This is a genomic window from Ventosimonas gracilis (genome assembly GCF_001580025.1).
In the GTDB taxonomy this organism is placed as follows: Bacteria; Pseudomonadota; Gammaproteobacteria; order Pseudomonadales; family Pseudomonadaceae; genus Ventosimonas; species Ventosimonas gracilis.
Genome location: NZ_LSZO01000163.1, coordinates 18,000 through 44,474, shown reverse-complemented (window position 1 = coordinate 44,474; position 26,475 = coordinate 18,000). Strand labels below are relative to the sequence as shown.

Sequence of the window (26,475 nt, the reverse complement as noted above, 5' to 3'; positions counted from 1 at the left end):
GCTCGTCGTTCATTTGCATGAGCAAATTTCTCTTCTCGCGCCTTGCTGCGCACAAAATCTGGCTCCGTCGCGGCCACGTTTGAAGCGGGAACAGACCCTAAGCTCGTGCTTTAAATCGGTAATTTGCCTTCACTTAGTAGCTGCTGCGCCACATGGGCCGCCGCCTTGATATGCGCACGGCAAGCCACCCCGGCCGCTTGTGCATCAGCGGCGACAATAGCGTTAAAAATCATGCGGATTTGCGCAGGTCCCTGGCGGGTGCGCTCAGGGGTGGATAAGGTCATCACGCGCAGGCGGGAAATACGGCTATTGAGGCGGCTGACAATATCCCAGGCAATCAAATGCCCGCTGGCGCTAAAGATAAGCTGATAAAAGCGCGTGGTGGCATCCAAAATGCCTAGCGGGTTTTGTGCGGCGGCTTTGCGGTCGATCTCATCCAGTGCTTCGGCGAGTTGGGTTTTAAGCGCCTTATCGATACAGCGGGCGCAGTCTTCTACCGCGCGGCTTTCCAGTGCGGCGCGGATGTCGTAAATCTGCGCGGCATCCGTCCAGTTAAGGCGCGTGACAATCGGCCCTTGGCGGCCAATCACCTCAACCAAGCCTTCGGCCTGCAAATGGCGAATCACCTCGCGAATCACCGAGCGCGATACGCCCAATTGTTCGCACAGTTTGCGCTCGATGAGCCGTGCCCCCGGCTCAAATAGGCCGATGATGATGGCGCGGCGCAGGCGTTCGAGCGCAATTTCGCGCAAGGTTGCCGGCGGCGTTTCGATGCGTAGCGCCTCAAAGGCGTTGTCTAACTCTTCCACGGTTTGCATGGAGCGGCATTGTACGCTGGCTTTTTAGCTATTGACATTTAAATTATGGTATACCATCATCTCAAAAGACCAGAAGATAATAACCGTCACCGGAGATCTTGGCACCATGACCGCTCAAATTCGCAAAACGCTGCTGCACGTAGAAACCACCTTGATTGAAGGCGGCAAGGCCGCGCCCACGCCGCTTAAATTGATTGCCGCGCTGGCGGTACTAAAAAACCCCTGGGCCGGGCGCGGGTTTGTCGAGGATTTAAAGCCAGAAATCACGGCTATTGCGCCGCTGTTGGGCAATTTGCTTACCGGCATGATTCTGGATGCCGCCGGCGGCGGTGAAGCGGTGGAAGGCTACGGTAAATCGGCCATTGTCGGCCTTGATGGCGAGGTGGAACACGCATCGGCGCTCATCCACACGCTGCATTTTGGCAACCCGTATCGCCATGCGGTCGGCGCAAAAACTTATCTGGCCTTCTGCAACACACGAGGCCCGGCCAATGCGCCGATTTTGATTCCGCTGATGGATAAAAACGACGAAGGCAGGCGCTCGCACTATCTCACCATTCAATGCGCCATTAGTGATGCGCCCGCGGCGGATGAAATTGTGGTGGCGCTGGGTGCCTCAATTGGCGGCAGGCCACACCACCGGATTGGCAATCGCTACGAAGATTTAAAGGTGCTCGGTCATGACCTTGCCAATCCTGCCGCGGTGTAAAACGCCCTCTGGCGCGGCCTATGTCGAGCGCGGCAGCGGCGAGCCGTTGCTGCTGCTGCACGGCGTTGGCATGCGCGCGCAGGCGTGGCAGCCACAGCTTGAGGCGCTGTCTTCGGCAGCGCGCGTGATTGCGCTGGATTTACCCGGCCACGGCGCAAGCAACGCTCTTTCCGGAACGCCTGATTTACGCAATTTTGTTAGCTGGTTCGCAGGCGTTGTCGATGAATTGGCGCTAGATCGCTTTAGTTTGATCGGCCATTCAATGGGCGCGTTGATTGCCGCCGGTTACGCCGTTACTTATCCCGAACGACTCACCCGGCTGGCCTTATTCAATGCCGTTTATAAGCGCGATCACGCGGCTCGATGCGCCGTACAAGCGCGCGCTGCGGAAATCTTAAGGGGCCACTTTGACCGCAACGCGCCGCTGTCACGCTGGTTTGCGCCGAATGAGCAAGAAAGCCCAGCCTATCAAAGTGTGCAACAGTTTTTGCATGCCGTCGATAAGAGCGGTTACGCCGCCGCCTATCAAGCCTTTGCCGAAGGCGATAGCGTTTATGCCGATGACTTTGCCCATATCACTTGCCCGGCGCTGTTTTTAACTGGCGCAGACGACCAAAACTCCACGCCACAAATGGCCACACAAATGGCTAAGGCCACGCCGCAAGGTCGCGCGATAATCATTAACGGCCATCGGCATATGGTGAATTTAACCGCGCCTTTGCAAGTCAATGGCATTTTGCTGGACTGGCTTAAGGCTTCTTGCGAGAACAACAACATGTCTACAGTCTTTGATGCGCGTGCGCTACGTGATGCTTTTGGCGCGTTTTTAACCGGCGTGACCGTGGTCACCAGCACCGATCAGCAAGGCAAACCGCTGGGCTTTACCGCCAACAGTTTTTCCAGCGTTTCTTTGGAACCGCCTTTGCTTTCCGTTTGTCTGGCAAAAACCGCCAGCAGCTATCCGGTTTTCAGCCAAACCACCCATTTTGCCGTTAATATTCTGGGCGAAGAGCAAAAAGCCTTATCCAATACCTTTGCCCGTCCCAGTGAAGACCGCTTTGCTGGCGTAAATTGGCAATTAAGTGAAAACGGCTCGCCCATTTTAAAAGATACCGCCGCCTGGTTTGATTGCAGTGTTTATCAACGTATAGAGGCGGGCGATCATTTATTATTATTGGGCGAAGTCAAAGCCTTTAATAACAGCGGCAAAACCGGTTTGGGTTATGCGCGCGGTGCGTATTTTACCCCGGCGCAAACCGAAAACCGTTTGCTCGAACATACACTGGGCAGCACGCAAATTGCCTTGGTTGCCGAACGCGATGGGCAATTATTATTGCTGCCCGATAATAAAAACGGCTGGCAATTACCGGCATTAGTTAAAACCCAAATGCAAACCGCTCAGCAATTGCCGCAACGCTTTGCTGAACATTTAGGTGTAGCGGTACAAATGGGCTTGCTCTATTCACTGTATGACGATACACAAAGCGGCCAGCAACATATTGTTTATCGCGCCAACTTGGGCCAAGGTGCAGTAAATAATGGCAAATGGTTTGCTATTAATAATTTGCCATTAACCGCTATTAACAGCAGCGCCGAGCGCGATATTCTAAAACGCTACACGCAAGAAAGCCGCCTGGGCAATTTTGGTATTTATTTGGGCGACCAGCATCAAGGGCAAGTACATACCGTCACAGCTTAATCGATTTTTACTTTAACAATAAGGAGGGTATCAATGAAGTTTTCATTATTTGTCCATATGGAACGGCTTAATGCCGAACAAACCCATCAAGAGTTATATGAAGAATTAGTTCAATTATGTGAAATTGCCGATAAAGGCGGCATGCACGCCATTTGGACCGGCGAGCATCACGGTATGAATTTTACCATTGCGCCGAATCCATTTATTAACCTCGCCGATTTAGCCAGGCGCACGCAAAATGTACGCTTAGGCGTAGGCACAGTCATTGCCCCGTTTTGGCATCCGATTAAACTCGCCGGTGAAGCGGCGATGACCGATATTATCAGCAATGGCCGTTTGGAACTTGGCATTGCGCGCGGCGCTTACAGTTTTGAATACGAGCGGTTATTACCTGGCCTGGATGCAATGAGCGCAGGGCTGCGTATGCGTGAGTTAATCCCGGCCGTTAAACAAATCTGGGCGGGCGATTATGCACATAATGGCCAATATTGGCAGTTTCCCGCAGTCACTTCTGCACCTAAACCCTTGCAACAACCGCATCCGCCAATTTGGGTCGCCGCGCGAGATCCCAATAGTCACCTGTTTGCCGTACAAAATGGCTGTAACGTGCAATGCACGCCACTATTTAACGGCGAAGCAGAAATTGAAAGCCTGATGCAGCGTTTTAATACGGCTTGCGAGCAATCATCCAATGTGCCGCGCCCCAAAGCCATGTTATTACTGCATACCTATGTTGGCAGTGATGAGGCCGATATTGCCAGAGCCAGCGAAGAATTATCGCGTTATTATCATTATTTCTTCGCTTGGTTTAAAAACGAGCGCCCGATTAAACAAGGTTTGATCCAAGCATTAACGGCGGAAGAACTGCAAAGCAATCCGAATTTAACTGCGGCCAAAATGCGCGAAAACTTACCCGTTGGCACAGCAGAACAAGTGATTAAACGAATAAAAGTGTATCAACAACAAGGCTGGAATGAATATTCCTTATGGATAGACAGCGGCATGAGCTTTGCCCGCAAAAAACAATCCCTTGAGCGCTTTATCAACCAAGTCATGCCCGCATTTACTGAATAACCCTTATTCCATTGGTTAATAGAAACCGGCGCTCCCATTTATGCGAGAGGGCTGAAAAAAAGGGAAGGGAGGAAAATAAAAATGCAATTATTTCAGCACTATATTGACGGCGAATTTTCAAATGGCGCTACGCAATTTGAAAGTCTAGATCCTGCCACCGGCAAAGCTTGGGCGATCATACCCGAAGCACGCGAAGAAGAGGTTAATCGAGCCGTTACTGCCGCACATCGCGCGTTTAATCAAGGCCAGTGGCCAAAACTAACCGCCACACAGCGTGGCAAATTGCTCTATAAACTCGCCGATTGGATAGAAGAAAACGCGCCCTATTTGGCCGAACTGGAAACCCGTGATACCGGAAAAATTATTCGTGAAACCGCCAGTCAAATTGCGTATGTCGCCGACTATTACCGCTATTACGCAGGTTGTGCCGATAAACTCGAAGGCGCGGTATTGCCCATTGATAAAACCGATATGCAGGTTTGGACTAAACCTCAAGCGGTCGGCGTAGTGGCCGCTATTATTCCGTGGAACAGCCAACTCTTTTTATCGGCGGTTAAAATCGGCCCGGCACTGGCGGCTGGTTGCACCTTAGTCATTAAAGCTTCCGAAGACGGCCCTGCGCCCTTATTGGAATTAGCCAAAGGTTTTCACGCGGCGGGTTTTCCATCCGGTGTAGTCAATATAATTACCGGGTTTGGCAAAACCTGCGGCAGTGTATTAACTTCCCATCCCGATATTGACCATATTGCTTTTACCGGCGGCCCGATTACAGCACAGCAGGTCATTAAAAATTCAGCGAATAACCTGGCCAGTTTATCCTTGGAATTAGGCGGAAAATCCCCCTTTATCATCTTTGCTGATGCCGATTTGGACAGCGCAATTAATGCACAAATCGCCGCCATTTTTGCCGCCAGCGGGCAAAGCTGCGTGGCCGGTTCAAGGTTATTGCTGCAATCTTCCATTAAAGAAGAATTTATTAACCGGCTAAAACAAAAAGCCGAAACGATCAAAATCGGCTCGCCCCTGGATAAAAGCACTGAAATGGGGCCATTGTGTACCTTAAGGCAACGTCAATATATTGAACAGATGGTTTCTGCATCAATCAATGCCGGGGCGCGGTTAATTAGCGGCGGTTTTTCTTTAGATAAAGAGGGTTTTTATTATGCGCCAAGCATTATCGATTGCGATAATACTGAGCAGGCACCTTGCTTAACCCATGAATTATTCGGCCCGGTATTATCGGTGCAATCCTTTACTGATGAGGCCGATGCGCTGGGCAAAGCCAATAACAGCCGTTACGGTTTGGCCTGCGGGCTATTTACGCAAAATCTCGCCCGCGCCCATCGTATCAGCGCACAAATTCGCAGCGGTATTGTCTGGCTTAATACTTACCGCGCCGTTTCACCCATTGCGCCCTTTGGCGGCTTTGCTTTATCCGGTCACGGGCGTGAAGGCGGCATGGCGGCAGTGATGGATTACACACGCAGCAAAACCGTTTGGCTTAATACCTCTGATGCACCTTTTCCTGATCCCTTTATAATGAGGTAAGCGGCCATGTATATCGAAATTCGCACTTACCAATTAAAAAACGGCAGCGTTCCTGTTTATTTAAAAGCGGTGGAACAAACGGGTATTGGCATTCAACAAAAACATTTAGGCCGGTTAATCGGTTATTACTCATCGGAAATCGGCGCTATCAATGAGATTGTGCATATTTGGGCTTACAGCAGTTTGGATGACCGGCAAAAGCGCCGTGCTAATTTAGCAAACGACCCCGATTGGCAGGCCTTTTTACCGCAAATTGCCCCGTTGATTGAGCGGGCAGAAAATAAAATCATGCTGCCTGCGGCGTTTTCGCCGAAAGAAGCAGACAAGTAAAAACAATGGAGGAAGTATTATGAAAGCGCTACCCGTTTTAACCGCCGCTGCGGCTTTAATGTTTAGCATGTCCGCTTGTTCACAACAGGAAAAACTCACCTTTTCCAGTTGGGGCGGCACGACGCAAGATGCACAAAAAGCGCATTGGGCAGATACGTATCCCAATGCAAATATTACCCAAGATGGCCCAACCGATTACGGCAAATTAAAAGCGATGGTTGAAGCCGGTAATGTGCAATGGGATGTCGTGGATGTAGAAGGCGATTATGCGGTGCAAGCCGGTAACGCCGGTTTATTGGAGCCGCTTGATTTTACCATTATCGATAAAACCCGCCTTGATCCACGCTTCGTTACTGATTATGCGGTGGGCAGTTTTTATTATTCCTTTGTGATTGGTTGTAATGCACAAAGCGTTAAAGCCTGCCCGCAAACCTGGGCGGATTTATTTGATACGCAAAACTTTCCCGGTAAACGCACCTTTTATAAATGGTCAGCACCCGGCGTCATTGAAGCGGCATTACTCGCCGATGGCGTAGCCGCCGATAAACTCTATCCGCTGGATTTAGACCGTGCCTTTGCCAAACTCGATACCATTAAAAATGACATTATCTGGTGGAGCAGCGGCGCACAATCGCAGCAGTTAATTGCATCCAGTGAAGCGCCTTTTGGTTCACTTTGGAACGGGCGGATGACCGCGTTGGAACAAACTGGCGTTAAAGTGAGCACCTCATGGCATAACAATATTACGGCTGCCGATATGCTGGTGGTACCCAAAGGCACGCGCAATAAAGAAGCAGCCATGCGCTTTATTGCCCATGCCAGCAGCGCCAAACCGCAAGCCGGTTTTGCTGCGATAAGCGGTTATGCACCGATTAACCTGGATTCTGCCGAATTAATGGATGAAAGTATCCGCCAGAGCTTGCCGGATCAACAAACCGCCAGCCAAGTGAATGCCGATATGAATTATTGGGCAACGCAACGTGAGGAAATTGGCAAGCGTTGGTACGCTTGGCAGGCGCAGTAAATCTTAAGCACTTTGTAGGGAGGAAAATACAAAGTGCTTAACGGCTTTAATCCATTTTTAATAACAAAAGTAATAAACGGGAGGGCAAGGCATGAGTTTTGCGATTAGTCACAGCATACGAAAACAGCGCAGTGCTTTAACTTGGTGCCTGCCCGCGTTGTTATTGCTGGCCTGCTTTTTTGTCGTGCCGGTGCTGATGTTGCTTTTACGCAGCGTTACTGAACCGACCTTCGGTCTGCATAATTATGCCGAATTATTAGGCGGAGCCACTTATTTAAAAGTCTTTGTGAATACCTTTGTCGTTGCCGGCATTGTCACCTTGCTTTCTTTGTTATTGGGTTATCCGTTGGCATGGCTTTTGGCGATTATGCCGCAGCGCTGGGCACGGGTTATTTTAGGCATTATCGTTTTGTCCATGTGGACGAATTTATTAGCGCGCACTTATGCCTGGATGGTGTTATTACAACGCACCGGTTTAATCAATAAATGGCTGATGGCAATGGGCCTTACCGAACAGCCGATTGCGCTGGTTAATAACCTGATTGGTGTTTGTATTGGCATGACTTACATTATGCTGCCCTTTATCATTTTGCCGTTGATGGGCGTATTGCGCAGTATTGATCCATCGGTATTGCGTGCGGCGGCACTGTGCGGGGCGAATAAGTGGCAATGTTTTAGCCGCGTGTTATTGCCATTATCTTTGCCCGGTATTGCCACCGGCGCGTTAATGGTCTTTGTGATGTCTTTAGGTTATTTTGTGACGCCTGCCTTACTTGGTGGCACCGCCAATATGATGCTGGCCGAATTGATTGCGCAGTTTGTGCAATCCTTAGTCAATTGGGGAATGGGCGGGGCGGCGGCGCTGGTTTTGTTGCTGGTGACATTATCCTTGTACGCGCTGCAACTGCGCTTTTTTAATCCCTACAACAATAAGCGGAGTTAAATCATGCTGCTGGATTATAATAAACTGGGTGGCTTGCGTTTTGGCTTGCTGGGGCTTGCCATTATGATCTGCCTGTTTTTATTGCTGCCGATTTTATTTATTGCTGCATTATCTTTTGGTTCGTCACAGTGGCTGATATTTCCGCCGCCGGGTTGGACATTGCGCTGGTATGAAGAACTATTTAATGACCCGCGCTGGCTGGCTTCGGCATTCACCAGTTTTAAAATTGCCGTGATAGTCACACTGTTTTCTGTGACGATCGGCTTTTTTGCCGCTTTAGCTTTAAATCGTGGTCAATTTAAAGGGCGCGAAGCCTTGCGCGTGTTATTTTTAACGCCGATGATTTTGCCAGTGGTGGTATTGGCGGTTGCCTTGTATGCGTTATTTTTAAAATTTAATTTGGCGGGCACTACGCTGGCTTTTGTTATTTCCCATGTGATTATTGCACTGCCTTTTGCCATTTTAGCCATTGGTAATGCGCTGGAAGGTTTTGATAAAGCCATTGAAGATGCGGCTATTTTATGCGGCGCCAGCCCGTGGCAAGCACGATTAAAAGTCACCTTGCCCGGTATTAAGCACGGCTTATTAACGGCAGCGATATTTTCCTTTTTAGCCTCTTGGGATGAAGTCGTTTTGGCGATATTTATGGCAAGTCCAAGCTTGCAAACGCTGCCGGTTAAAATTTGGACAACCTTACGACAAGATTTAACGCCGGTCATTGCTGCGGCCTCTACTTTATTGATTGTCTTTACCCTGATTTTAATGGTTTTAGCCGCCTTTTTCCGCAAGGAGCAAAAACAATGAGCGCCTTTTTATCTATCCAAAATATCAAAAAGACTTACGGTAATCTTACTGCCGTAGAAAATGTCAGCATGGAGATTAAGCCGGGCGAGTTTATGACCTTTTTAGGCCCGTCCGGTTCGGGTAAGTCCACCACTCTCTATATTCTGGCCGGTTTCCAAGACCCGACAGCGGGCGATATTTTATTAAATGGCAAAAGCCTGCTATCCACACCTTCACATCAGCGCAATATCGGCATGGTGTTTCAGCGTTATACTTTATTTCCCCATTTAAGCGTGGGTGAAAATGTCGCTTTTCCCTTACGCGTGCGCAAAGTCAATAATGCAGAAATTGCCGAACGAGTTAATAACGTCTTAAAACTGGTGCGTCTGGAGGGTTTTGCCGAGCGCATGCCCGCAGCTATGTCCGGCGGGCAGCAACAGCGCGTGGCCTTAGCGCGTGCTTTAGTTTATAACCCGCCGGTATTATTGATGGATGAGCCATTATCCGCATTGGATAAAAAACTGCGTGAAGAAATTCAATTAGAAATCCGCCGTATTCACCAGCAAACCGGCGTGACGATTTTATATGTCACCCATGATCAGGAAGAAGCCTTGCGCTTATCCGATAGAATTGCTTTATTTAATCAAGGCAATATCGAACAAATCGGCAGCGGGCAGGAACTTTATGCCAATCCGGCGACCCGCTTTGTGGCCGATTTTATCGGTGACAGTAACTTTATTGATTGCGAAATACTTTCCATAGAAAACGGCAAAGCCAAACTGCGCCTGCCAAGCGGTAAGTTGATTGACGATGTCCCCGCCCACGGCAACCAGCAAACCACCGGCGAAGCGAGCTTATTACTGCGCCCGGAACGCCTGTCCCTATCCCATGGGCCTGGCGAAGCCAACGGCCTGCCCGTTACCGTGCAAGACATCACCTTTTTGGGCACCACGGTAGAAGTGCTCACGCAAACCGAAAGCGGGCAAAACCTGACCGTGCGCCTGCCGTTTGGACATGAGGCGATAGGGCAATTGGCTGGTAACAACCAGCGTTGGTTAGCGTTTGACAGCGCACAGGTGCAGGTTTTTCAAAACTAGATTAAAGCCAGTGGCCGCCTTACCATAGCGGCTTTCTTTTGACTTGCGCCTTTTTATGTACTGCCCCTTTTGCTCGGCCACTGATACCAAAGTGATTGATTCGCGGCTGATTGCTGAAGGCGAGCAGGTACGCCGTCGGCGTGAATGTGCGCATTGCGGCGAGCGTTTTACCACTTTTGAAAGCGCTGAACTGTTAATGCCGCGTTTGATTAAGCAAGACGGCAGGCGTCAAGCGTTTGAGGAAGATAAATTACGCGCGGGAATGCAGCGGGCGTTAGAGAAGCGTCCGGTTAGCTTGGAGCAAATCGACGCGGCGATAGGCCGCATTAAGCGCAAGCTACGTGCGACGGGCGAGCGCGAAGTGCCGTCTCGCCAGCTTGGCGAGCTGGTCATGAGCGAGTTGCAGCAGCTCGATGAAGTCGCCTTTATCCGCTTTGCTTCGGTTTATCGACGGTTTGCCGATGTCAGCGAGTTTCGCGCCGAGCTTGACCGCCTAGCGCACAGTCCGGCGGCTCAATGAACCTTGACCTTGAAGCGATGTCCCGTGCGTTACGCTTGGCGCGGCGCGGCTTGTATTGCACCCATCCCAATCCGCGCGTGGGCTGTGTCATTGTTGCAGACAGCGGCAAGGTGGTCGGTGAAGGCTTTCATGTCCGCGCCGGTGAGCCGCATGCGGAGGTGCACGCGCTGCGTGCGGCGGGCGAGCGGGCGTACGGCGGCACGGCTTATGTCAGTTTGGAGCCGTGCAGCCATCAGGGGCGCACGCCGCCTTGTGTCGATGCGCTGATTGCGGCAGGCATTCGCCGTGTGGTTGCCGCCATGCAAGACCCCAATCCGCAAGTAGCAGGCTCCGGCCTTAGACGACTGGCGGCGGCGGGTATTGAGGTGGATTGCGGTCTGTTGGAGGCCGAAGCACGCGCGCTGAATGCGGGCTTTATCAAGCGCATGGAGCAGGGACTGCCCTTGGTGCGGGTCAAACTCGCGATGAGTTTGGACGGGCGTACGGCCATGCAAAATGGCCAGAGCCAGTGGATCACAGGTGCGGCCGCGCGCGCGGCGGTGCAGCGACTGCGCGCGCAATCATCGGTGGTGTTAACTGGCGCAGATACCGTTTTAGCCGATCACGCGCGGTTAACCGTGCGTCCGGCAGAAATGGACGTCAACGAAGAACAGGCCCGGCTCGCCGCCAGTCGCCCGCCGCTTCGCGTATTGCTGGACAGCCGTCTGCGCGTGCCGTTGTCTGCGCCTTTTTATCAGGCGGGCAAGGCGTTGACGGTTTGCCATCAGGCCAGTGCGAAGGTGCGGCAGTCGTTTCAGGCGGCAGGTCATGAATTGCTCGCCGCGGCAGACGCGAGCGGGCATATCGATTTATTTGAGCTGCTGCGTTTGCTGGCCGGGCGCGGCGTCAATGAGGTGCTGGTTGAGGCGGGTGCAACCTTAAGCGGTGCGTTTGCCCGCGCGGGGTTGGTCGATGAATATCAGTTGTTTGTCGCGCCTAAATTCTTGGGGTCAACGGCACGAGCGCTGCTGGATTTGCCGCTTGAACGACTTGGCGAGGCGCATGCTCTAAGTATTTTGGATATTCGCGCGGTGGGTGAAGACTTTCGGATTATCGCGCGGCCTCTTTAAGCCGCGCGGATAACCGCCCCGCTTTCGAGGTCGCGGATTAGGCTGGGGTTTTGCTGGCCGCCTAACGGTCCGGGCAAAATGCCTTGTAAACCTCGGTGAAAATACTGCTCAAGGCGCAGTCTGCTGCGCGCGGGTGGGCGAGCGGTGGGGTTGGCTGAACTGGAGACCAAGGGCCCGGTTTGTGCACAGAGCGCGGCAAGCCACGGATGGGCGGTGACGCGCAGTGCTACTTTGGCTCTGCCGCCGGTAATCCAATGCGGCAAGCGGTCTTGATGAGGCACCAGCCAAGTGTTCGGCCCAGGCCAGCTTTGCGCCAGTTGTAGTTGCCAGTCTTTGGGCAAATCCTTGAGCAAAAAATCGAGCTGCGCACTGCTTGCTGCGACCAAAATCAGTCCTTTTTCTACCGGTCTTTGTTTAAGTTCGAGTAATCGCGCAACCGCCTGAATATTCCACGGGTCACAGGAAAGCCCCCATACCGCTTCGGTCGGGCAGGCAATCACGGCGCCTTGCTTGATTAAGCGGGCGGCTTGGCGGACAGGCCAGTGACGGCTCATGTCGCTGGGCGCAGCAGCCAGCGTCCGCCGGCATTGGCCACGCGCCCTTCGATTTCCAAATCGGTCAGCGCGGCCAGCACCTGCGGCAAGGGCAAACCGCTGGCGTGGGCGAGCGCTTCGCTGCTGATGGGCGCGGCGCTAAGCAAATCAAGCAGTGGATGCGCACTCTGTGGAGCGCTTTGCACAGTGGTTTGTGGGATAGCCGGCGTGTTTTGCTGCCAGCCGTGCAGGTCTTCGAGGATATGTGTGGTGCTTTCCACCAAAATCGCCCCTTCACGAATCAGCAGGTGACAGCCACGCGCACCCGGATGATGAATGGAGCCGGGCAGCGCCCAGACCGAGCGCCCTTGTTCGGCGGCGAGCCGTGCGGTAATCAGCGAGCCGCTGTTGGGGCTGGCTTCAATCACCAAAACGCCCAGCGCAAGGCCGCTGATAATGCGATTGCGCCTTGGAAAGTTGCGCCCTTGTGGTGGGCTGTTTAGCGGCAGTTCAGAAACCAGTGCACCGCCTTGTGCGCCAATCTCATCGGCAAGGCGTATATGCTGGCGCGGGTAGATATGCTCAAGGCCAGTACCCAGCACGGCAACGGTTTGCCCGCCGCCATCCAACGCCCCTTGGTGCGCCGCGCCGTCGATACCCAGCGCCAGCCCGCTGGTAATCACAAAGCCGCCGCTTGCCAGAGTTTTGGCAAAGGCGCGTGCGTTATCCAGCCCCGGCCTTGAAGCCGCCCGACTGCCGACAATGGCAAGCTGCGGGCGTTGCAACAGTTCGGGCGAACCGGATACAAATAAAAGTGGCGGCGCATCGGGCAATTCGGCGAGCAGGTCAGGGTAGTTTTCGGCATCCCACATCAGCAGATGATGGTCTTTAGCTTCGAGCCAACTCAGCGTGGCGGCGACTTGCTGCTTGACCTCATGGGCGTTACGAGCGTTGCAGGCTTCTAGCGGAATACCGAGGGCGCGCCAATCGCTTTTCGGCGCTCGCAGCGCCTGTTCGGCACTGCCAAAGCCTTCCATCAGTTTATTAAAACGCTGTGCACCGACGGCGGGCAGGCTGTGCAGGTTAAGTCTGGCTTCAAGCTCAACAGCAGAAAGCGCGGGAGTGTGGCTCATCGATTGGCACTCCCGCAGGCGGGGTTTTTAAGGATTGCGGACTTTATCCAGCACGCTCAGTTGTTGGTTGGCACTTAGCACCAAGCCGTAGCTCAGCTTGTCGTAGGTGCGAAAAACCATCAACAGGCCTGCACGTTCGTCGGGTATTTTTACCGGTTGCCCGCTGACGCGGTCGTGCACCGTCTCACCGGTTTTGTAGATCGCCAGTACATTGCCGGGGGAGAGGCCATCACGGATACCTTTGTTTAGCGTAACCACATCCATCGCACCAATTTGTGTCACGCCACGCGGTACATCGAGTATCAAGCCAGAAATCTCATTAGTGGGCTCGCTAGGGGTAAAGATCGAGTTGATGGCGCGTTCTTCGTTCGGCAGCAGACGGTCACCGATGCGCACTTCCTGGTTGGACTGGGTCACTGCAAGAGTGGCTACATTGCCTTCTTCGGCGAGCACCTGACCGCTGCCGATGCCGTCGGCGTTAATGCCCAGCACTTCTTGGGTATTGGGGTCAACATAGCGTTTGCCGGGGCGGAAAATACCGAAAGTCGGCACGTCCTGCTCCAGTCGTCCTTGTACATAGATACGGTCGCCTGCGCCGCTGACCACGCGTTGTGCCTGCCCGGCGACCACATAGGGGCGTTTTTCAAACTGCTCAGTGGAATCAACGATACGGTTGGACAGCAAAAAGCTGTTGATGGTTTCCAGAGGGATGGTCGGTATGGCCTGCGCTTCTGAAATAGGGCGTACCTTGGGTGACAGCTTGACGGTGCCGGAGGAGCCTGCGCCGCCGCGGGAAAGCTGAAGCTGCGGTTTGCCGTCGATATAAACCAGCGCAATCTGATCACCTGGGTAAATCAGATGGGGGTTTTTAATTTGAGGATTAAGCTCCCAAACTTCGGGCCATTTCCACGGCTCATTTAAAAACTTGCCGGAAATAGCCCACAGCGTATCGCCTTTGACTACGGTATAACGCTCGGGATGTCCTTCCTTTAATTGCACTACATCGGCCAGAACGGTTTGTGCCCCCGCGAGCAACAAAGTGACAAGCAGTATTTTCCTCATGCGTGCATCCCTTTATCATGTTGGCTTTTCTGTGCTTCCGGCTTGGCATCGGTCATGCCGGAAACTTTTGGCAGCAAAAAAATCAATCGCGGCGGTATATTAGCAGTGTCGTTTCCGTTTTTCCCATAGGCGCAACACAAAGTTTCATGACTATTTTGACCATTCTGGAATACCCCGATTCGCGCCTTCGCACCATCGCCAAAGCCGTTGAACGGGTTGATGAGACAATCCGCCGCCTGGTTGATGACATGTTTGAAACCATGTACGCCGCGCCCGGCATCGGCCTTGCCGCCACGCAAGTCGGCGTGCATCAGCGCGTGGTGGTGATGGATTTATCGGAAGACCAGACCGAGCCGCGCGTCTATATCAATCCTGAATTTGAGCCTTTAACCGATGAACTTGGGCAATACCGCGAAGGCTGCCTGTCGGTGCCGGGCTTTTTTGAAGACATCAAACGCCCGCAGCGCGTTAAAGTCCGTGCGCTTGGCCGTGACGGTGAGCCGTTTGAGGAGCTGGCCGAAGGGCTGCTTGCGGTGTGCATTCAGCACGAATGCGACCATCTGAACGGCAAGCTGTTTGTCGATTATTTATCAGGGCTTAAGCGTGGCAGAATTAAAAAGAAGCTGGAAAAACAGCACCGGCAGCGTGCGTAAGGCGACCTGATGACGCAGTCTTTACGCATTGTTTTTGCCGGAACGCCCGAATTTGCCGCCTGCCATTTGGCTGCCCTTTTGCAAAGCCCGCATCAGATCATCGGCGTTTACACGCAGCCCGACCGCCCGTCGGGGCGCGGACAAAAAAACCTGCCAAGCGCCGTCAAGCAGCTTGCGCTTTCCCACTATTTGCCGGTTTTTCAGCCGCTTAACCTCAAAGATCAAGACGCACAATACGCATTGGCCGCACTTAAGCCGGATTTGCTGGTGGTGGTCGCCTACGGCTTGATTTTGCCGCCCGCGGTTTTGGCTATTCCGCGGCTTGGCTGTATCAACAGTCATGCTTCATTACTGCCGCGTTGGCGTGGTGCCGCACCCATTCAGCGGGCGATTGAGGCGGGCGATGAGGAAACCGGCATTACGGTGATGCAGATGGAGGCGGGGCTCGATAGCGGGCCGATGCTGCTTAAAGTCAAAACGCCCATTTTCCCCGGCGATACCGCGATAAGCCTGTACCAACGCCTTGCCGCCATCGGCCCGCCCGCGTTATTGCAGGCCATTGAAGGCTTGGCCGCTGGCCGCTTGAGTGGTGAAGTGCAAGATGAGACGCTTGCTTGCTACGCGCATAAGTTGCAAAAAGAACAGGGAGCGGTGGATTGGTCGCGCAAAGCGGCAGAACTTCAGCGGCGTATCCGTGCTTTTACCCCAGCACCGGGCTGCTACAGCACGCTTAACGGCCAGCGCATCAAAATACTGGCGGCCGAACTTGCAAGCGGGCAGGGTGCGCCTTCTACGGTGCTTTCTGTCAGCAAAGAAGGGCTTTTGGTCGCCTGTGGCGAGGGAGCGTTGCGTCTCACCCGCTTGCAATTGCCTGGCGGTAAACCACTGGCCTTTGCTGAGATCATTAACAGTCGCCGCGAACAATTCGCGGTGAATATGCGGTTTGACTCATGAATCCACGTTTGGCCGCTGCCCGCGCACTGACCCCGCTGCTTTTAGGTCGCGCATCACTTTCCAGCAGCCTGCCGCCGCTGCTTGCGAAAGTAACGGCGCGTGACCGTGCGCTGGTGCAGGATCTCGCTTTTGGCACAGCGCGTTGGCAGCCTGGCTTGCAAGTCTTGCTCAATAGGTTGTTGCAAAAGCCACTTAAATCCAGTGACCAAGATATTGGCGCACTGTTGCTGATAGGACTGTATCAACTGTTTTTTAGCCGTATTCCACCCCACGCGGCGATTGGTGAAACGGTTGGCTGTGCGGTGAATTTGCGTAAATCCTGGGCCAAGGGATTGCTTAATGCGGTGCTGCGCCGTGCCCAGCGCGAGCAGCAAAGTCTTGCTGTATGGCTTAAAACCAGTTCCGACCTGGTGGTAAAGAGTGCGCATCCGCTCTGGCTGCAACAGAAACTTGAGCATGCTTATCCCGATGCTTGGCAAGACATCTGTGCGGCCAATAACAGTCGCCCAACCATGACGCTGCGCGTTAATCGGCAGCAGATAAGCCGTGAGGATTATCTAAAACAGTTGGCGGACGCTGATATTGGCGCTTCACTGTGCCGCCATAGCGTAGATGGCATTTTGTTGAACGAGCCGCTGGATGTGCAGCACCTACCGGGTTTTGCGCAAGGTTTGCTCAGTGTGCAGGATGAAGCCGCGCAACTGGCCGCAGGTTTTTTGCAGCTTTCGCCCGGCCAGCGCGTGCTGGATGCCTGCGCGGCTCCCGGTGGCAAAACCTGTCACCTGCTGGAAGTCGAGCCGAATTTAAGCCAAGTGCTGGCGCTGGATGTGGATGAAAAGCGCTTAAAGCGAGTGGAGGACAATCTACAGCGCTTGCAGCTTGCCGGCTGTCGCCTGCTCGCGGCGGATGCGCGTGAGGTGGGGAGCTGGTGGGACGGCACGCTTTTTGACCGCATTTTGCTGGATGCGCCTTGCTCAGGCACCGGCGTTATCCGCCGTCATCCCGACATCAAACTAAGCCGAAGACCAGAAGACATCGATAAGCTGGCGCAGCAACAGGGCGAGCTGCTCGATGCGCTGTGGCCTTGTCTTAAGCCCGGTGGACTGCTGCTTTATGTCACCTGTTCCGTATTGCCGCAGGAAAACAACGAGGTTATCGGTGCTTTTCTTAAGCGTATAAAAAACGCAGAAGCTTGGCAGGTGGCTACAGGTTTTGGCTTGATACGGCCGCAAGGTCTACAACTGCTGCCGCACACAGAAAACGGCCATGACGGTTTTTACTACGCCAGACTGAGAAAAATGGCGGGTTGATTTAGACCCTAAGGGTTTTGCTGTAAATCGCGCTGCGCCAGCTTGGCGGCGGAACTGTTCGGGTATTTTTCGATGACTTCACGCAGCAGACGGCGTGCTTGCTCGTTTTGCGCAAGGCGCTGCGTCGCATCGGCCTGTTTGTACAGGGCATCGGGCACTTTGGCGTGTTTCGGCCAATTTTTAACGACTTTGGCAAAGGCGGCGCGGGCGAGTTCTGGCTGCCCTTTGACCAGATAAACCTCGCCTAACCAGTACTGCGCGTTGGCGGCGTACTGGCTATCGGGGTAGCGGTGCAAAAAGCCGGAAAGCGCCTGCTCGGACTGGTCAAAATCGCGCGTTTTAATCAAATCAAAGGCCGCATCGTAGTAGAGCTTTTCTTGCTCAAGATCGACCGGTTCGTCCGCTTCTTTGGGCGGCGCGGCAGCGGGCTTTACCGCATCAGTAGCCTTAGACGGCGTAGCAGAAGCCTTCGAACTGTTGGCCCCGGCACTGGCAAGACGGCGTTCCAGTGATTGGTAGCGTTCGAGATTTTCCCGCTGCAGTTTGCTTAAAGCGTTTTGCTGCTCTTCCAACAGGCCGCGCAGACGGGCGACTTCTTCCTGCAATTGTTGCAATTGTAGAAACAGTTCTGCCTGCGACGAGCTTTGCTGCGCTTGCGCTGCACTACCTGCCCCAATAAGGGCAAGCAGTGCAGTCAGTGGTAAAGAAAACCAAAGGCGTGACATAAGCGTTACTGGGCGCGCAGCTCAACGCGGCGGTTCTGTGCCCAGGCGTATTCGTCGCTGCCGAAAACCGCCGGACGTTCTTCACCCCAAGAAACCACTTCCAGTTGCGAGGCAGCCACGCCTTGCAGCATCAGATAACGCTGTACGGCTTTGGCACGGCGTTCGCCGAGCGCCATGTTGTATTCGCGGGTACCACGTTCGTCGGTGTGGCCTTCGAGTGCCACGCGAGCGCCACTGGCTTTTAAATCACGCGCGTGTACGTCGAGCGAGCGCATGGCATCGGGACGCAGTTCGGAGCTGTCGTATTCGAAATAAAAGGTGGTGATGGCGCGCAGCGCGGCTTCTTCGTCACTAAAGCCAGCACCGCCACGAGCGGAAGAGCCGTCTTGCCCGCTCTGGCCATAGAGGCCGCCGCTACCGTCTTGGCCTGCGCCATAGCTTTGCCCGTCAAGGCCTGAGGCATCTGCGCCGCCGCCTTCGGTCTCATGCACGGCGGTGCTGGTGTCGCCGCTGCGCGTGGTGGGGCAACCGGCCAGTAATGCCAGCAGCATGGTCAGTGCGGCGAGTTTGATGAAGTTAGCGAGTTCCATGGAAAATTCCTGATGAGGTCATTAAAAGACGAGTGGTGGTTCAATTAAGCCAAGGCGACCACGAAGGTTCACGGACATCGCCAGTGGCCACCGGCAATGGCACGCGTACTCGACCATTGATGGAAACCAGCATCAAAACCCCCTGTCCCTGCTCGCGGGTTGCGTAGATTAGCATGCTGCCATTGGGGGCGACAGTGGGCGAGTCGTCCAGCGAGGTCTGCGACAAAATGCGCAAATTGCCGCGGGCAAGGTCTTGAGCGGCAATTTTAAAGCCGGTGTAGCCTTCTTGCCGGTGCACCATGACCAAGGTTTTTTCATCGGCGGAGAGCTTGGGATTGGCGTTGTAGTTGCCTTCAAAAGTCACCCGCTGAGGTTCGCCGCCATTAAGCCCGGTTCGGTAGATTTGTGGCTTGCCGGAACGGTCTGAGGTGAAGTACAGGGTTTTTCCATCGCTTCCCCAAAACGGTTCGGTATCAATGGCGAAGTGATGGGTCACCCGTTGCAACGCGCGGCTGGCAAGATTCATCACATAGATTTCCGGATTGCCATCGCGCGAGAGCACCAAGGCCAGTTGGTTGCCATCCGGCGAGAACGCAGGAGCGTTATTAAGTCCTTCAAAATCGGTGATTTGCTCACGCTGGCCGCTGACCACCTGCTGGATAAAAATGCGCGGGCGGCGGCGTTCAAAGGAGACATAGGCCACTTGCTGGCCATCGGGTGAGTAGCGCGGCGACAGGATGGGTTCGGAGGATTCCAGCAGCACAGTGGCACGGGCACCGTCATAGTCGGCGCGGTACAGGCGGTAGCGGTTGCTGCTTTCGGATTGGCTTGCGGTGACATAGAGCAAACGGGTGCTGAACGCACCTTTGCTGCCGGTTAAATTCTGGTAAGCCTCATCGGCAATGTAGTGCGCCATGTCACGGAACTGAGCCGCCGTACCGCGGGTACGACCGCTTAGTAACTGTTGTTCGGTGCTGACGTTATACAGCGAAAATTGCACTTCAAGCTGACCGCCACTGGCGACAATATTGCCGATCAGCAGGTATTGGGCGGACAGCGCCTGCCAGTCGCGGTAGATGATTTCGCTGGCATGGGCGGGCTGGCTAATCATGTTCTGGCGGTCGATGGGGGCAAACAGGCCGCTGTTGTACAGGTCAGAGGCGATAATTTGCGCGAGGTCGCCTGTCGGCAGGTCATCGCCCTGCCAGCCAAAGGGGACAACCGCAATCGGTGTGGCGCGGTCAGTACCGCGGGTAATGATCAAGGGTTCGGCTGATTGTGCCTGTGCCATGCCGGTTAAGGTCATCAGCAGGGCGAAAAGGGAGGCATAAAAAAAATAAAGTCGTTTCAACGTTCCAAATCCTCTGGTCTAAAAATTAAATTCCGCTTTCGGTAAAGTGCATCGAAACTTGCCCGATCCAGTTGTTGCATTTCAGGAATGCGGCCAATACTGCGCAGCGCCGCCAAGGTGGAGTTGTCAAAAGGCGTATCACCGCTGCTGCGAACCAAGATAACCTGCCCGATGGTGCCATCGGGCAGCATGGAGACTTGAATTTCGCTGCTGATACCGTCGCGGGTGGAAGCGGGGCGAATCCACTGTTCGGAAACCAGGCGGACAAACAGTTCATCGAGACTTGCGATCAGTTGCAATCGCTCGCTTTCGCCTTGCGCCTTGCGCCTTTGCGCTTCGGCGGCGAGCAGTTCAGCGCGTGCTTTGGCTTTGCGCTCTTCTTCGGCGCGGCGTTTGGCTTCTTCGGCTTCGCGCTGCCTTTTAGCCTCGGCTTCTTGCTTGCGCTTGGCTTCGGCTTCGCGTTTTTGCCGCGCGGCTTCTTCGGCCTTGCGCTTGGCCTCGGCCGCTTCGGCTTCGGCTTTTTGGCGGGCTTGTTCGGCGGCGCGTTTTTTAGCGGCATCGGCTTCGCGCTGCTTTTGCTCGGCTTCCAGGCGCTTGGCTTCAGCGGCCTGTTTTTGTGCTTGTTCGGCGACTTGACGCGCTTGTTCTTCGGCTTGTTTTAAGGCTTCGGCGGCTTTGGCCGCTTCGGCTTGCCTTTTGCTTTCGGCGGCTTTGGCCAGTGCCGCGGCTTGCTCGGCTTTTTGCTTTTGCTCGGCTTCGCGCTGCCTTTTTTGCTGTTCAAGCTGCTCGGCCTCGCGCTCGGCGGCTTTGGTTTTTTGTGCTTCGGCGGTGATTTTATCCGGCACCGGTGTGCTTTTGGGCCGCTCGGCTTTCAGTTGATACACGGTTGCCTGAATGAGCGGTTGCGCCGCCGGTATCTGCGGTGTCAAGTTAAAGCTGACAAACAGCAGGGCAAAGAGTATGGCGTGCAGCGCTGCGGTATAAATCAGCGGCCAGAACCAGTCCGCCCGTGTTTGGGAAACCTCGGCAAGCCGCTCGGATGCTGCCATCTAAGGTGCCTCGGTAATCAGGCCGACGTTGTTGACGCCAGCCTGTTGCAGGCCACTCATGACTTTCATCACCGCTTCATAGGGGATACTGCGGTCGCCGCGCAGGAAAATTTGCAGGCGCTGCCCCTGTTCGCCGGATTGGCGGACGATGGCGGCAACCGCCTGCACCAGCGCGGGTAGTTCGCTGGCTTGCTCGCTGGCGCGGTTTTGCCCGGTTTCGACGGTATCGCCCATGTTCCAGTAGTAGGTTTGGTCGGCTTTGATGGAAAGGGTCAGCACGCGGGCGTTGTTGTCCTGCGGCAGCGCTTGGCTTTCGACCTTGGGTAGTTCAACGGCAACGCCCTGATTGAGCATGGGCGCGGTCACCATAAAAATAACCAACAGCACCAGCATGACGTCGATATAGGGCACGACGTTCATTTCGGCAACGGGTTTGCGGCGATTGCGGATTTTGGCCATGCGTTGTTGTCCTAGCCTGCGCTGTGCACTTTGCGGTGCAAAATGGCCTGAAATTCGTCGGCAAAGGTGTAGTAGCGCGCAATCAGATGCTCGCTGCGTGCAGAAAAACGGTTATAGGCGACGACTGCCGGGATCGCCGCAAACAGGCCAATGGCGGTGGCAATCAGCGCTTCGGCAATACCGGGAGCGACGCTGGCAAGGGTGGCCTGCTGCACTACGGCAAGCCCCCTAAAGGAGTTCATAATCCCCCAAACGGTGCCGAACAGACCGATATAGGGGCTGGTGGAGCCGACTGTGGCGAGAAACGGCAAGCCTTGGTCGAGTTTTTCTTCCTCGCGCGAAATAGCGACGCGCATGGCGCGCGAGACGCCGTCCATCACAGCTCCTGGGTCAACATTGGGCTGCTGGCACAGGCGCGAAAATTCCTTAAAACCTGAGCGGAAGATTTGCTCTACGCCGCTGTCCGGGTCAGGCTCAGCGCTGGTCTGGCGATAGAGCTTGGCAAGGTCAATGCCCGACCAGAAATATTCTTCAAACTCATTCAGCGAGCGTTTGGCGGTGCGCAATAAGCTGCTGCGGCGAAAAATGGTCAGCCAGGAAAACAACGAGGCGAGCAACAAAACCAGCATGACCAGTTGCACCAGCAGGCTGGCGTTGCTGACTAAACTCCAAAGCGAGCTGTGTTCAAGCGAGGTTGTCGGCACGTAACGCCTCCTGAAGCGGGTTAAGTAAAGTGGTGGGCAGCGGGCAAGGTCTAAAGCGATCCGCACTGACCGAAACGACAGTGACCTGTCCTTCACAAAGTAGCACCTGGTCTTGCAAACGGATGACTTGTTGGTCGAACAGCAAGCGAGCGCCTTTGATTTCAAGCAAACGGGCGCTAATACCCAGTTCGTCATCCAGACGCGCCGCAGCGCGGTAGCGCACTTGGCAGGAATACACGACGAAAATCAGATTGTTATCCATCAACTGCGCTTGCGAAAAGCCCAAGCAACGCAGTCGCTCGCTGCGGGCGCGTTCCATAAATTTTAAGTAGTTGGCGTAATAGACGACGCCGCCAGCATCGGTATCTTCGTAGTAGACGCGTGTGCGCCAAAGGTTTTCGGGGGATTGCTCAGTGGTCATGGTCTTTCGCGGAACAGGTCATCCGTTTGCGCGGCTTGTTGCAGGTGCTGAGGTAGGGTCAGTCCAAAATGCAGCCAAGCATGGCGGGTTGCCATACGTCCGCGAGGCGTGCGCATGATATAGCCTTGTTGGATTAAATAGGGTTCCAACACATCTTCAATGGTATTACGTTCTTCGCTGATAGCGGCCGAGAGATTGTCAAGGCCAACCGGCCCGCCGTCAAATTTTTCGAGCAGAGCCAGCAGCAGGCGGCGGTCTTGATGGTCAAAGCCGCACGCGTCTACATCCAATAAATCCAGTGCGTCAGAGGCAATATCCAGGGTGATTTGGCCGCGCCCGCGCACCTCGGCAAAGTCGCGCACGCGGCGCAGCAGGCGATTAGCGATACGCGGCGTGCCGCGTGCGCGGCGGGCGATTTCAAATGCGCCAGCGTCTTCAATCGGCAGCCCCAAAATACCTGCCGAACGGCGCACGATGGTGGCTAAATCGTCGTGGCTGTAGAACTCAAGGCGCTGGACGATACCAAAACGGTCGCGCAGTGGGTTGGTCAACATGCCCGCGCGAGTAGTCGCGCCGACCAAGGTAAAGGGCGGTAAATCGAGTTTGATGGAGCGCGCCGCCGGGCCCTCACCAATCATGATGTCGAGTTGGAAGTCTTCCAAAGCGGGATAGAGCACTTCTTCGACCACAGGTGAAAGGCGATGAATTTCGTCGATAAACAGCACATCGCCGGCTTGCAGGTTGGTCAGCATGGCGGCTAGGTCGCCAGGGCGTTCTAGCACAGGGCCTGAGGTGCTTTTGAGCGATACCCCCATTTCCTGCGCGATGATGCCGGCCAGTGTGGTTTTGCCAAGGCCGGGCGGGCCGAAAATCAGGCTGTGGTCGAGCGCTTCGCCACGGCCACGGGCGGCGCGGATAAACAGCTCCATCTGCTCGCGTACCACCGGCTGGCCAATATAGTCGGCAAGGCGCAGCGGGCGAATGGCACGGTCGAGTTGTTCTTCGCGTTCGGTTTTGTTAGCTGCAATCAGGCGGTCGGCTTCTATCATAGGTCGGCTTTATTTAGGCCAGTGCTTTTAATGCAAGGCGGATGAGTTGTTCACTGTCAAGGCCGCTTTCGGCGACCGATGATACCGCGCGGCTCGCCTCTGGCGGTTTGAAACCGAGCGCAATTAACGCGCTAACGGCATCGGCTTCGGCGTTTTTTTGATGGCTCGCAGGTGCGGCAGTGGATGTGCAGGCCGCGTTGTTTGCGGGCATATCCGGCCAGTGTTTGATGCGCTCTTTAAGTTCCAGCAGCAGGCGTTCGGCGGTACGTTTACCTACCCCGGGTACGCGCAGCAAGGCGTTGCTGTCCTGGTTTTGCACGGCGCGTATCAGTTCGTCCATTTCCAGCGTGGACAGCAGCGCCAGCGCAAGTTTCGGGCCAACGCCGGACAGGCGGATCAGTTCGCGGAAACCATCGCGTTCGCGTAGTTCATAAAAACCGTAGAGAAGCTGCGCGTCCTCGCGTACTAAATGATGAATGTGCAGGGTGAGCGGCTCGCCGATGGGCGGCAGTCGGTAGAAGGTGCTTAGCGGTACGTCCAGTTCATAGCCGACACCGCCGACATCCAGTAACAGATGCGGCGGTTTTTTCTCCAGCAAAATGCCGTGCAGGCGACCAATCATATTACTTTCCCCGTTAAAGCCTTAAACGTCCGCCGCGCCTTCTGGCGTGCTTGAGTCCGTGCACAATTAAACTGGCGCGACAGTGCGCGTGGCATAGCGCGGCGGCCAGTGCATCGGCGGCATCGGCTTGCGGGCAGGCGCTTAAGTTTAAAAGATGGGTCAGCATGATTTGTACTTGCTGCTTGCTGGCCGCGCCGCTGCCGACTACGGCTTGCTTGATTTGTGTGGCGCTGTATTCGGCGACCTCCAATCCCGCCTGCGCCGCAGCGACTATGGCCGCGCCGCGGGCTTGCCCCAGTTTGAGTGCTGAATCGGCATTGTGCGCCATAAAGACCCGTTCAATGCCCAGTGTGACCGGTTGATACTGCTCAATAATTTCACTAATGCCAGTAAAAATACTGGCGAGACGCTCGGGCAGATTGGCGTTGCCGCTGCGGATACAGCCGGAGGCGAGATAGTGGGTTCCTTGTGCGTGCGCGCGTATCACGCCATAGCCGGTAATCCGTGAGCCGGGGTCAATGCCCAAAATAATGGTCATAGCGGACGCACAGTCTGTTTTTGCCCGCGCTCTTCCACCCGCAAGCGGGCGAGGGGAGCAAAAAAGCATGGGTTAGTAAAAAACATATCGCGCGATGGCCTGCCGGGTAAGGGGCGCAAGTATATAGGCATCTTGCCTGTTGGCCGTCATCTGAGATCAGTTGACCGCGTGCGCGGACGCGCCAATAATGAGCGCCATTTGCCGCTTGTTTGCGAGATTTGAAGCATGAGCCTTGAGACCTTTACGCCTGTGCCCTTGGTATTTACCGATGGCGCTGTACATAAGGTAAAAACCTTGATTGAAGAAGAAGGCAACCCGCGTTTGGGATTGCGCGTGTTTGTCACCGGAGGCGGTTGTTCGGGGTTTCAGTACGGTTTTAGTTTTGATGAGGAACGCTTGGATGATGACACGGTGATTGAGCGCGAAGGGGTCAGTCTGTTGGTCGACCCGATGAGCTTTCAGTATCTGCAAGGTGCGGTGGTCGATTATCAAGAAGGCTTGGAAGGCTCACGCTTTGTGGTCAATAACCCTAATGCGACAACCACTTGTGGCTGCGGCTCGTCGTTTTCCATTTAGTCCATTTAGGCTGGATAAATGGCGCCCAGCACTCTTAATCCGCGTGCTCCGGTGACGCTTGGGCGGTTGGCGGGGATATTTTCCAAACAGCTATGCGCCAGCCAAGCAAAGGCCATGGCCTCAACCCAATCGGGCGGTACGCCGTAATCTTCGGTGCTGGCAACGCGACAGTTGGGCAATTGCCTTTTAAGCTGAAGCAGCAATTGCAGGTTATGGGCACCGCCGCCGCAGACCAGCAGTTCTTCGTTATCAGGCTGGACGCATTGCAGAGCATCGCTAATGCAGCGCGTGGTAAGTACCAATAATGTGCTTTGCACATCTTCTGGTTTAAAGGCGGGCAGGGCGGCCAGGTGTTGCTCAAGCCAAGGCAGATTAAAGCGTTCGCGCCCGGTGCTTTTGGGTTCGTAATGGTTAAAAAACGGGTCGGCTAGCATGGTCTTAAGCAATGCGGGTTGAACCTTTCCTTTAGCCGCAAAGGCGCCGTCTTGATCAAAACGTTGCCGCAGATGGCGCATCGCCCAAGCGTCCATCAGTGCATTGCCGGGGCCGCAGTCAAAGCCGCGCACGGGATTATCGAGCAGGGTGAGATTGCTAAAGCCGCCGATATTGACCACCGCACGGCGGCTTTTATCATCAGCAAACAGTGCTTGATGAAAAGCAGGCACCAGGGGCGCACCTTGCCCGCCGGCGGCGACATCACGGCGGCGAAAATCGCACACGACGGCGATGCCGGTTAATTCTGCCAGCAGCGCTGGATTGCCTATTTGAATGGTAAAACCTTGCGCAGGCTCATGGCGGACGGTCTGCCCGTGGCTGCCGATGGCGCGAATGTCTTGCTTGCTCAAGGCTTGCTTGCTGAGTAGTTCAGCAACGCCTTGGGCGGCAAGTCTTGTCCATTGTTGTTCAGCCAAGGCCGCGCGTGCCAGTTCGTTATCGCCGGGTGCGCATAGGAAAAGCAGTTCCTTGCGCAACGCATCCGGCATCGGCAGGTAATGGCTGGCGAGCAGCTGAGTTTTTTGCTCTTGTCTAATCAGTGCAATATCCAGCCCATCAAGACTGGTGCCGGACATTAAACCGATATAAAGGGGCAAT

Annotated in this window: 30 protein-coding genes; 15 read left to right on the top strand and 15 right to left on the bottom strand. The window is 54.6% G+C overall.

From position 1 onward, the window contains the following. Nucleotides 1-110: 110 nt before the first annotated feature. The gene (locus AXE65_RS08225) at nt 111-818 is read right to left on the bottom strand and encodes a GntR family transcriptional regulator (RefSeq protein ID WP_068390724.1); all 708 of its coding nucleotides are present in this window, start codon (nt 816-818) and stop codon (nt 111-113) included. 106 nt (nt 819-924) lie between these two features. On the opposite strand from AXE65_RS08225, the gene AXE65_RS08220 reads away from it, so the two are divergent. The 11 genes from AXE65_RS08220 (at nt 925) to ribD (ending at nt 11,654) form a co-directional block, all read left to right on the top strand. Then, nucleotides 925-1,527: an amino acid synthesis family protein gene (locus AXE65_RS08220; protein WP_068390721.1), complete on the top strand. Its 603-nt coding sequence runs from the start codon at nt 925-927 to the stop codon at nt 1,525-1,527. Continuing rightward, complete coding sequence (locus tag AXE65_RS14305; protein ID WP_068390718.1) at nt 1,499-3,226, top strand: alpha/beta fold hydrolase; 1,728 nt, start codon at nt 1,499-1,501, stop codon at nt 3,224-3,226. Before AXE65_RS08220 ends, AXE65_RS14305 begins: the two co-directional genes overlap by 29 nt. Nucleotides 3,227-3,259: 33 nt before the next feature. Next, a complete protein-coding gene (locus tag AXE65_RS08210) occupies nt 3,260-4,300 on the top strand; it encodes an LLM class flavin-dependent oxidoreductase (protein WP_068390713.1) in 1,041 nt (346 codons plus the stop codon). A gap of 75 nt (nt 4,301-4,375) precedes the next feature. Further along, nucleotides 4,376-5,848, top strand: a complete 1,473-nt coding sequence (locus AXE65_RS08205) for an aldehyde dehydrogenase (RefSeq protein ID WP_239685053.1) — start codon at nt 4,376-4,378, stop codon at nt 5,846-5,848. 6 nt (nt 5,849-5,854) lie between these two features. Beyond that, nucleotides 5,855-6,178 (top strand): NIPSNAP family protein, encoded by a 324-nt coding sequence (locus tag AXE65_RS08200; protein ID WP_068390708.1) that lies wholly within the window; start codon nt 5,855-5,857, stop codon nt 6,176-6,178. A 19-nt stretch (nt 6,179-6,197) separates the two neighbouring features. Beyond that, entirely contained in the window at nt 6,198-7,202 is a 1,005-nt protein-coding gene (locus tag AXE65_RS08195; protein WP_068390703.1) for an ABC transporter substrate-binding protein, read from the top strand. A 91-nt stretch (nt 7,203-7,293) separates the two neighbouring features. Continuing rightward, nucleotides 7,294-8,145, top strand: coding sequence for an ABC transporter permease (locus tag AXE65_RS08190; RefSeq protein WP_068390700.1), 852 nt, complete (start codon nt 7,294-7,296; stop codon nt 8,143-8,145). Between the two features lie 3 nt (nt 8,146-8,148). Beyond that, entirely contained in the window at nt 8,149-8,949 is an 801-nt protein-coding gene (locus AXE65_RS08185; RefSeq protein ID WP_068390697.1) for an ABC transporter permease, read from the top strand. After that, complete coding sequence (locus tag AXE65_RS08180; protein ID WP_068390689.1) at nt 8,946-10,025, top strand: ABC transporter ATP-binding protein; 1,080 nt, start codon at nt 8,946-8,948, stop codon at nt 10,023-10,025. The genes AXE65_RS08185 and AXE65_RS08180 overlap by 4 nt, the downstream gene beginning before the upstream one ends. A 55-nt stretch (nt 10,026-10,080) precedes the next feature. After that, nucleotides 10,081-10,545, top strand: coding sequence for a transcriptional regulator NrdR (gene nrdR, locus AXE65_RS08175; protein WP_068390687.1), 465 nt, complete (start codon nt 10,081-10,083; stop codon nt 10,543-10,545). After that, nucleotides 10,542-11,654 carry a bifunctional diaminohydroxyphosphoribosylaminopyrimidine deaminase/5-amino-6-(5-phosphoribosylamino)uracil reductase RibD gene (gene ribD / locus AXE65_RS08170; RefSeq protein ID WP_079214103.1) on the top strand — a complete coding sequence of 371 codons (1,113 nt, stop codon included), beginning with the start codon at nt 10,542-10,544 and terminating at the stop codon, nt 11,652-11,654. Before nrdR ends, ribD begins: the two co-directional genes overlap by 4 nt. Here ribD and AXE65_RS08165 read toward each other — a convergent pair. Genes AXE65_RS08165 through AXE65_RS08155 form a run of 3 tightly spaced genes read right to left on the bottom strand, consistent with a single transcriptional unit; the run spans nt 11,651 to nt 14,382 of the window. Next, complete coding sequence (locus AXE65_RS08165; protein ID WP_068390684.1) at nt 11,651-12,208, bottom strand: L-threonylcarbamoyladenylate synthase; 558 nt, start codon at nt 12,206-12,208, stop codon at nt 11,651-11,653. The genes ribD and AXE65_RS08165 overlap by 4 nt on opposite strands. Continuing rightward, nucleotides 12,205-13,320, bottom strand: coding sequence for a DNA-processing protein DprA (gene dprA / locus AXE65_RS08160; protein WP_068390682.1), 1,116 nt, complete (start codon nt 13,318-13,320; stop codon nt 12,205-12,207). Before dprA ends, AXE65_RS08165 begins: the two co-directional genes overlap by 4 nt. A gap of 27 nt (nt 13,321-13,347) precedes the next feature. Then, entirely contained in the window at nt 13,348-14,382 is a 1,035-nt protein-coding gene (locus AXE65_RS08155) for a LysM peptidoglycan-binding domain-containing protein (protein WP_068390679.1), read from the bottom strand. A 146-nt stretch (nt 14,383-14,528) separates the two neighbouring features. Between AXE65_RS08155 and def the strand changes: the two genes are divergently transcribed. The 3 genes from def to rsmB are packed head-to-tail and all read left to right on the top strand — an operon-like array spanning nt 14,529 to nt 17,299. Beyond that, entirely contained in the window at nt 14,529-15,035 is a 507-nt protein-coding gene (def, locus tag AXE65_RS08150; RefSeq protein WP_068390737.1) for a peptide deformylase, read from the top strand. 9 nt (nt 15,036-15,044) lie between these two features. Then, nucleotides 15,045-15,989 carry a methionyl-tRNA formyltransferase gene (gene fmt / locus AXE65_RS08145; RefSeq protein WP_068390674.1) on the top strand — a complete coding sequence of 315 codons (945 nt, stop codon included), beginning with the start codon at nt 15,045-15,047 and terminating at the stop codon, nt 15,987-15,989. Further along, nucleotides 15,986-17,299: a 16S rRNA (cytosine(967)-C(5))-methyltransferase RsmB gene (rsmB, locus tag AXE65_RS08140; protein ID WP_068390668.1), complete on the top strand. Its 1,314-nt coding sequence runs from the start codon at nt 15,986-15,988 to the stop codon at nt 17,297-17,299. Before fmt ends, rsmB begins: the two co-directional genes overlap by 4 nt. 8 nt (nt 17,300-17,307) lie before the next feature. Here rsmB and ybgF read toward each other — a convergent pair whose 3' ends face one another. Genes ybgF through ruvC form a run of 10 tightly spaced genes read right to left on the bottom strand, consistent with a single transcriptional unit; the run spans nt 17,308 to nt 24,807 of the window. After that, entirely contained in the window at nt 17,308-18,024 is a 717-nt protein-coding gene (gene ybgF / locus AXE65_RS08135; RefSeq protein ID WP_068390666.1) for a tol-pal system protein YbgF, read from the bottom strand. 5 nt (nt 18,025-18,029) lie between these two features. After that, on the bottom strand, nt 18,030-18,614 hold the full coding sequence (gene pal / locus AXE65_RS08130) for a peptidoglycan-associated lipoprotein Pal (protein ID WP_068390660.1): 585 nt from the start codon (nt 18,612-18,614) through the stop codon (nt 18,030-18,032). A 40-nt stretch (nt 18,615-18,654) separates the two neighbouring features. Next, a complete protein-coding gene (gene tolB, locus AXE65_RS08125) occupies nt 18,655-19,920 on the bottom strand; it encodes a Tol-Pal system beta propeller repeat protein TolB (protein ID WP_068390733.1) in 1,266 nt (421 codons plus the stop codon). A gap of 41 nt (nt 19,921-19,961) precedes the next feature. Further along, nucleotides 19,962-21,014 (bottom strand): cell envelope integrity protein TolA, encoded by a 1,053-nt coding sequence (gene tolA / locus AXE65_RS08120; protein WP_068390658.1) that lies wholly within the window; start codon nt 21,012-21,014, stop codon nt 19,962-19,964. Continuing rightward, on the bottom strand, nt 21,015-21,473 hold the full coding sequence (tolR, locus tag AXE65_RS08115) for a protein TolR (RefSeq protein ID WP_068390651.1): 459 nt from the start codon (nt 21,471-21,473) through the stop codon (nt 21,015-21,017). 11 nt (nt 21,474-21,484) lie between these two features. Beyond that, nucleotides 21,485-22,177 (bottom strand): protein TolQ, encoded by a 693-nt coding sequence (tolQ, locus tag AXE65_RS08110; protein ID WP_068390648.1) that lies wholly within the window; start codon nt 22,175-22,177, stop codon nt 21,485-21,487. Beyond that, complete coding sequence (gene ybgC / locus AXE65_RS08105; RefSeq protein WP_068390645.1) at nt 22,158-22,598, bottom strand: tol-pal system-associated acyl-CoA thioesterase; 441 nt, start codon at nt 22,596-22,598, stop codon at nt 22,158-22,160. Before ybgC ends, tolQ begins: the two co-directional genes overlap by 20 nt. Continuing rightward, complete coding sequence (gene ruvB, locus AXE65_RS08100) at nt 22,595-23,647, bottom strand: Holliday junction branch migration DNA helicase RuvB (RefSeq protein ID WP_068390640.1); 1,053 nt, start codon at nt 23,645-23,647, stop codon at nt 22,595-22,597. The genes ybgC and ruvB overlap by 4 nt, the downstream gene beginning before the upstream one ends. A gap of 13 nt (nt 23,648-23,660) precedes the next feature. Continuing rightward, the gene (ruvA, locus tag AXE65_RS08095; protein WP_068390637.1) at nt 23,661-24,269 is read right to left on the bottom strand and encodes a Holliday junction branch migration protein RuvA; all 609 of its coding nucleotides are present in this window, start codon (nt 24,267-24,269) and stop codon (nt 23,661-23,663) included. 13 nt (nt 24,270-24,282) lie between these two features. Then, the gene (gene ruvC, locus AXE65_RS08090; protein WP_068390634.1) at nt 24,283-24,807 is read right to left on the bottom strand and encodes a crossover junction endodeoxyribonuclease RuvC; all 525 of its coding nucleotides are present in this window, start codon (nt 24,805-24,807) and stop codon (nt 24,283-24,285) included. Nucleotides 24,808-25,032: 225 nt separating this feature from the next. Here ruvC and erpA point away from each other — a divergent pair, with 225 nt between their 5' ends. Beyond that, a complete protein-coding gene (gene erpA, locus AXE65_RS08085; protein WP_068390631.1) occupies nt 25,033-25,383 on the top strand; it encodes an iron-sulfur cluster insertion protein ErpA in 351 nt (116 codons plus the stop codon). A gap of 5 nt (nt 25,384-25,388) precedes the next feature. Here erpA and AXE65_RS08080 read toward each other — a convergent pair whose 3' ends face one another. Further along, a complete protein-coding gene (locus AXE65_RS08080; RefSeq protein WP_068390628.1) occupies nt 25,389-26,474 on the bottom strand; it encodes an anhydro-N-acetylmuramic acid kinase in 1,086 nt (361 codons plus the stop codon). Nucleotide 26,475 lies beyond the last annotated feature (1 nt).